Below are 6,190 nucleotides of genomic sequence, written 5' to 3' on the forward strand. Positions count from 1 at the left end.
AAGCAAATTTTGTTATTTTATTGCATGACAAATAAAATCGAAAATCCACCTGCTTGGGAATCTGTACTAGGATTATCTTGGATAATTTTAGATGAAGAATAGTTTCTTCAAAAAAACTATCTGCATTCCCTTGGACAAATGATGTGTTATTGAAAAAATACTAGGGTCTAGTATTTTTTTAAAGTATCTTTGTATCTTTTAATGGATTCTACGATTATCTCCTTTGCATCTTTAGAACCCTTCCAACCTAGTATCTCGACTTTTTTCCCTTCCAAATCTTTGTAAACTTGGAAAAAATGTCCAATCTCTGAACGATAATGATCCTCAATGTCTGTAATGTCTGCAGTATGAAGATACCTTGGATCATTTGTTGACACACAAATTATCTTATCATCTGGATTTCCATCATCTTTCATTTGTAATAATCCAATTGGTCTGGCTTCAATTAAAATTCCAGGATAAGTTGAATTGGTAACTAGAACTAGGGCATCAAGTGGGTCTCCATCTTCAGATAGCGTTTGAGGAATGAGCCCATAATCTCCTGGATAGTGAAATGGTGAAAACAAAACCCTGTCTAGTTTTATCATGTTGTGTTTTTTATCATATTCATATTTGTTCATCGAGCCCTTTGGAATCTCTACAATCACATTTACAATCTCCGGAATATCACTGCCAGATTCAATATCATGCCAAAAGTTTTTGCTCATATCTAATTCCTAAATCATTTCAGTCTGTATATGAATTCTATGACTTTTTTTTGAAATTTGCGGATTGGTGTGTGTTATTTAGTATGGATAACTTTGAACATCTTTACAGTGTATTCGCCATGAAATATGTCAAATACCTCCCCTGTAGTTTGATCCACATTTCTTATTCTGAATTTGTATTCATACGAGCCATCTCCTTTAACTTTGACTTGTGCAACATGAATTGGTTCCTCTCCTTTGAAAAATTGAATAATCACGGGATATCTTTCGACATAATCTGAGGGCTCGCCCTTTACAGTTCCCCAAACAAAAGATTTGTTTTCTGGAATGTGCATAGTGGCAATTCTCTTCTCAAGACTGATTTTGTCATCAATTGGAGTAATTGTAATTTCTTCTGAAGGCTCTGATGTTGCTGATGTGTTTGAAGGAATTAATAACATAATTCCTGTCAAAATAATTATTCCAAATAACAAGACATTTGTTTTTAACTTCAATTTCTATTTGTCTGCATGTCTTTTGTACTAAAAAATTTATCGATGTATCTTAACATGTTTTTTAAATTGAAACTTTTTGTCTCCTATTTCAATTAACCATAAAATATCATATCTAGAAATCATCACTTGAATTTTAAGCTCTGTGAAATTAGTATTTTTATGAGTAATGTTAAACAAATAATGAAGAAACCAATAACCATTGAAAATTCTGCTTCAATCTTTAAGGCAATGACCCTTATGAATAATTCAAAAATAAGCCGTCTTCTCACAACGAATGAATCAGGAGAAATTGTTGGAATAATCACTGAAAAAGATATTGGATTTTTTTTGTTAGTAAACGATTCTGAAAAAAATCTTAATGAAATTCCTGTATCTATCTTAGAAAAACCGTTAATTCAAGTTAATGAGTCCACTCCTGTTGAAGATGTAGCTCATATCATGATCACTAAAAATATCGGTTCTATAGGCGTGTCTTCTTCTAATACTATTGGAATTGTTACCAAAACTGATCTCGCCCGTTATTACATCCAAAATTATGTTGGTAAATATCGAGTTGGAGATGTGATGACTGTTTCTTACTCTTCAATGTATTCAGATGATCCTCTTTACAAAATAGTTTCAAAAATGATTGAAGACAAAGTATCGAGATTAATTATTAAAAATAAAAAAAATGAAGCCATAGGTGTTGTTAGCTTTAGGGATTTGTTTGGGGTATCGATGACTATGGGAAATGACAATAAGGTTGTGGATAACTCTGATTCATTAATTTCTGTGATTTTTCCTCGGAAAGGATTTCTGACTCCAAGTGGATTTGGAGGTAATATCATTGCAAAAGATGTAATGACCCCAAATGTTGTTACAATTGATTATAATGATGATCTAGTTATGGCTTGTACTGAAATGATTGATGATAAAATAAATGGTGTGGGAGTTTTAATTGATAATCAATTGTCTGGAATTGTAAGTAAAACTGACGTAATCAAAGCACTTGACAAATTAAAATAATTGGGTTTTAATTTTAAGCATTTTTAAACAAGTCGTTTTATTTTAAACTGTTTTTTATATCATTACACATTAAAAACGACTAAGATATTAACATCATACAATTTCATGATATCTATGAATAATTCCTCTGATGTATTACCTGCCTTGGTAAGTGTCGCAATAGAGAATTCATTGAATAATATCAGTAATACCGTCTGTGAATCTGTGGGTAATCTTCTATATGAAAAATACAATAGTTATTTTTACAATTGTCTTGAGCATCCCGAATATCTTGTGGATATTTTAAAGATTGAATTTGGAGATGGGTATCTATCAATAATTAAGAACATTAACAAAAGATTAGAGGAATTCTCATATCAAGATCCGATTAAAAAATTTCTTTTGGGGATAAACCAATAATTGAACAATAGACTCAGTGTTTTCTTTTTAGTTTTTTCATTACTTGTTATAGTTACCATAATTGTATTATCTAATATGTCTGGGTATGAAAATGCAGAATTTTGGTCTGTAGAACTTAATTTTATCATTACCAGTATTTTGTTAATTGTATGCATTGTGAATAATTTTAAGATTGGAAAGGGTGGAAAACATGGACAATCTTGGTTATTTTTTACTCTGGCCATTGCATTGTGGTATACAGCTGAACGAATATGGACAATACCTGAATTAACAAATTCTGATTCTGTCTTTTCATATGCAGATCTTTTTTGGTTTAGTGGATATGTGTTTTATTTTCTATTTGGTGTGATGTATTTGAAGCCATTTTCATCTCAGATTTCAAGAAAAAATATTCTATCTACTTCTTTGTCTGTAGTGGTAGTTTTAATTTTTATCTTTTACATTATAATGCCATCTTCAAATATCTCTGAGAATATTTTGAATGCTTCTTATCCTGTTGCAGATTCGTTTATGTTGATTCCCTCAATTCTGGGAATATTTTTATTTTTTAAAGGACGCACAAAGTTTTCCTGGTCTTTGTTATTTTTTGGAATGCTGGTTTTTGTTGGTTCAGATTTTGGTTTTATGTATTTTAATTCCACGGGTGATTACTATGAAGGTCATTTGATTGATATTCCATACTTGTATGCGTATTCTATTTTTATTGCAGGATTAATTGCTAATCTGAATTTGTGGAATAAGACTAATAAAAATAAACCATTTCATGAACAGGACAAACTGATATGACTAATTCAAACTATTTACTGGACTATTTTTTAGTTGTTTTTCTCAAGATGAATTGCATTAGAGCTTCTTTTGAATAATCTATGCCGTGCTCCTCTTCTGTATGTTTTGCAAATTCTTCAATAATCTCATTAACTTCGCCTTCTGATACAAACGAGCAATCATAACCATAGTCTTCACACTTTAATTTTATCATTAATAATTTCATTTTTTTATTTGTAATATAGGTAAGTTAACATTGTTAACTACAATTTTTTCTATCTAATTTTATTGTATTTGATTTATGATAAAGGGGACCTAAAGTGTCATGCCCGTTGTTTTGGGAATAAAAATGGACGCATATGTATGTGAAAATTTGATTTTTAATAATATTTTACACTTAAGGAATATGAATTAGCTTTTCATGAATTCCATCAGGATCAGTTGAAACATTCCAGTCAATATTTCCTGCACTCTGAAGTGCATCTACTACTTGAGCCGGAGTATCAGTAGGATGACTTACAAGATATAGTGCTGCAGCTCCTGCAACGTGTGGAGTTGCCATGCTTGTTCCGCTAATTGTATTGTATCCGCCATCTTTCCATGTAGATAAGATCAAAACGCCCGGTGCAATCACATCAACACAACTACCATAGTTACTAAAGGAAGCAAAAGGATCATTATTTGAAACACCATCTCTGTCATCAAGGGCTGAAACTGTGATGGCATTTGGCGCACTAGCAGGAGACTTTGAGCATGCATCAGTGCTTTCGTTTCCTGCTGCCACAACAAATACAACCCCGGCGTTAACTGCATTTTCTACTGCAGTGTTTAGTGCATTAGATTGTGAACCGCCAAGACTCATGTTTGCGACTTCTATGATATCTGCATTGGCTGCAACCCAGTTAACTCCTGCAATTACATCAGATGTAAATCCAGAACCACGATTATCTAAAACTCTAACTGCATGCAATCTTGCATCTGGTGCAACTCCAACTACGCCAATATCGTTATTTTTTGCTGCAATGGTTCCAGCAACATGAGTGCCATGACCATTACCATCAGACCAACTATTACCTTTAGCAAAATTTACTCCATCAACAACATTAAGATCTGGATGTGTTGGATCAATTCCAGTGTCAATTACTGCAACATCCACATTGATTGAACCACTTACGGATCCACCTATTCTTGCAATTCCAGTTGGGATTACTTGGGGGGGTTGAGTTGTACTTCCACCACCACCGCCTCCAGGAGTGCCAGATGGTTTTTTGAATATTGTTACAATAGAATCCTGTTCAACATATTTTACTCTAGGATCAGATAATATTTTGTCTAGTTGTCCTTTTGGAACAACTCCACTGAATCCATGAATTGCAGTTTCATAAACATGAGATATTCCTAGTCCACGCTGTTGTGCCATTTCATTTGCAACAGACCAAGGATTTGCACCGTCCTTTAGAATTATGATATAGTTGTCTGGGACATATGATGGAGTAGCTTGTGAGGGAGTAAATCCCAAGACTCCAATAGAAATTATTGTAATTGCAGATAAGACAAGTATAATTCTGTTAATTTTCAACGTTCACATTTTTTAAAAGTTGAATTTAAGTATTAGTGTTTCATTAATCCTCAAATATTGAACCTGTAATGATTCTTCTTTATTTTAGCATCATATCCAGAATCTTTAAACAATGATTGTTTCTATGTAGGAACCCTAGGAATAGTTGTTAGATTTGTTCCTTCTACAACCCTCTGAATTCTATTTTGCTTTGTGTGTTTGAGATAAAATTCACGGAATCAATCTATATTTTATGATAAAATTTCTAACTGATTCTATATTTTGGATGAAAAATAGAATTTAGCAATTCCCAAAAATGGGAACTGAAATTTTTGTTTGTTTGTGATTTCAAACAATCTGTAATTACATAAAACATTCGTAATTAGAACATGCTAAATCAAAATATGGTATGTTTTGGTGTAATTGGAGTTTTAGTACTCTTCACCTCAAGTCAAGCATATGCATTTGAAGGAGATTTGAGTGATGTTCTGTTTCAAATTACAATAAAAAGTGAAGACATTTTAAATTCAGGTGATGATAATAAGAGTTTTCTTAGCGAAATTAACGAGTATGTTAAAACAATAGAGCCTAAAAATGCTGAAGAAAAAAACTATTGCAGAGAATCATACAGGAAGAACACAATCACAATATAAAATACAACAAACTGCGAGATGATTTGATAAAAAATTCTTACATTGATAATGTGTTAAATGAATTAAATGCAGATAAAGAATTCCAAGAAGTTAAAAATCAAATCATGTTGGAAAATGTCAGAAATCATAAAACAGATGAAATTTTAGAGATTCAACTAGTAGGATATGTCATTGAGAAAAACCCAAAATTAATCGAACGTGCAATAAACGTTCTTTACAAATCATATGGGAACAGTGAAGAATTCAATAATGTTTTCTCAGAGTATTCAATAGAAAATATGGGGCCTACACAGATATCCCTAAATGAATTTGAATCTGACCACAAAATCAAATCAATCAAAGATCTTCAATTTACAGATAAAGAAATTTCAGATAAAATGCCACAAATTAAAGAATCAAACAGTAAAGAATTAAAGGAATTTTCAAATCCAGACAAAGTAAAATCATTATACAGCAAAATAAAAGAAAGTGAAAAAGAATTTAAGATAAAGAAAATCGATAATCCTGAGATATTTAATCCTAATTCATGTGATCCAAAATTTGAATACTGTAGAATATTAAAACAAGAACAACAGAGTGAAATTAACACAAAGTTTCTAGATGATGATT

Annotated in this window: 9 protein-coding genes; 5 read left to right on the forward strand and 4 right to left on the reverse strand. The window is 31.7% G+C overall.

Annotated elements, in window-relative coordinates; translation table 11 throughout:
- Window positions 1–167 precede the first annotated feature (167 nt).
- Window positions 168–707: an inorganic diphosphatase gene (locus BG20_RS03535; protein ID WP_007402005.1), complete on the reverse strand. Its 540-nt coding sequence runs from the start codon at window positions 705–707 to the stop codon at window positions 168–170.
- Window positions 708–781: 74 nt separating this feature from the next.
- Window positions 782–1,147, reverse strand: a complete 366-nt coding sequence (locus BG20_RS03540; RefSeq protein ID WP_081477528.1) for a hypothetical protein — start codon at window positions 1,145–1,147, stop codon at window positions 782–784.
- 213 nt (window positions 1,148–1,360) lie between these two features.
- On the opposite strand from BG20_RS03540, the gene BG20_RS03545 reads away from it, so the two are divergent.
- The 3 genes from BG20_RS03545 (at window position 1,361) to BG20_RS03555 (ending at window position 3,391) form a co-directional block, all read left to right on the forward strand.
- Window positions 1,361–2,206 carry a CBS domain-containing protein gene (locus tag BG20_RS03545; RefSeq protein WP_010191012.1) on the forward strand — a complete coding sequence of 282 codons (846 nt, stop codon included), beginning with the start codon at window positions 1,361–1,363 and terminating at the stop codon, window positions 2,204–2,206.
- Window positions 2,207–2,320: 114 nt separating this feature from the next.
- Entirely contained in the window at window positions 2,321–2,605 is a 285-nt protein-coding gene (locus tag BG20_RS03550; RefSeq protein ID WP_238527477.1) for a hypothetical protein, read from the forward strand.
- Complete coding sequence (locus tag BG20_RS03555; protein ID WP_010191015.1) at window positions 2,606–3,391, forward strand: hypothetical protein; 786 nt, start codon at window positions 2,606–2,608, stop codon at window positions 3,389–3,391. It abuts the gene before it with no gap.
- Between the two features lie 22 nt (window positions 3,392–3,413).
- On the opposite strand, the gene BG20_RS03560 is transcribed toward BG20_RS03555, so the two are convergent.
- Both BG20_RS03560 and BG20_RS03565 read right to left on the reverse strand, forming a co-directional pair.
- Window positions 3,414–3,584, reverse strand: coding sequence for a DUF1059 domain-containing protein (locus BG20_RS03560; protein WP_081477529.1), 171 nt, complete (start codon window positions 3,582–3,584; stop codon window positions 3,414–3,416).
- Window positions 3,585–3,767: 183 nt separating this feature from the next.
- Window positions 3,768–4,949 carry a S8 family peptidase gene (locus tag BG20_RS03565; protein WP_010191017.1) on the reverse strand — a complete coding sequence of 394 codons (1,182 nt, stop codon included), beginning with the start codon at window positions 4,947–4,949 and terminating at the stop codon, window positions 3,768–3,770.
- Between the two features lie 368 nt (window positions 4,950–5,317).
- Between BG20_RS03565 and BG20_RS03570 the strand changes: the two genes are divergently transcribed.
- Both BG20_RS03570 and BG20_RS03575 read left to right on the forward strand, forming a co-directional pair.
- Window positions 5,318–5,581, forward strand: coding sequence for a hypothetical protein (locus tag BG20_RS03570; RefSeq protein WP_010191018.1), 264 nt, complete (start codon window positions 5,318–5,320; stop codon window positions 5,579–5,581).
- Window positions 5,542–6,190 (forward strand): hypothetical protein (locus BG20_RS03575; RefSeq protein WP_010191019.1); only part of this gene is annotated, 649 nt, incomplete at its 3' end. The genes BG20_RS03570 and BG20_RS03575, both read left to right, overlap by 40 nt.

The organism is Candidatus Nitrosarchaeum limnium BG20, from assembly GCF_000241145.1.
Classification (GTDB): Archaea; Thermoproteota; Nitrososphaeria; order Nitrososphaerales; family Nitrosopumilaceae; genus Nitrosarchaeum; species Nitrosarchaeum limnae.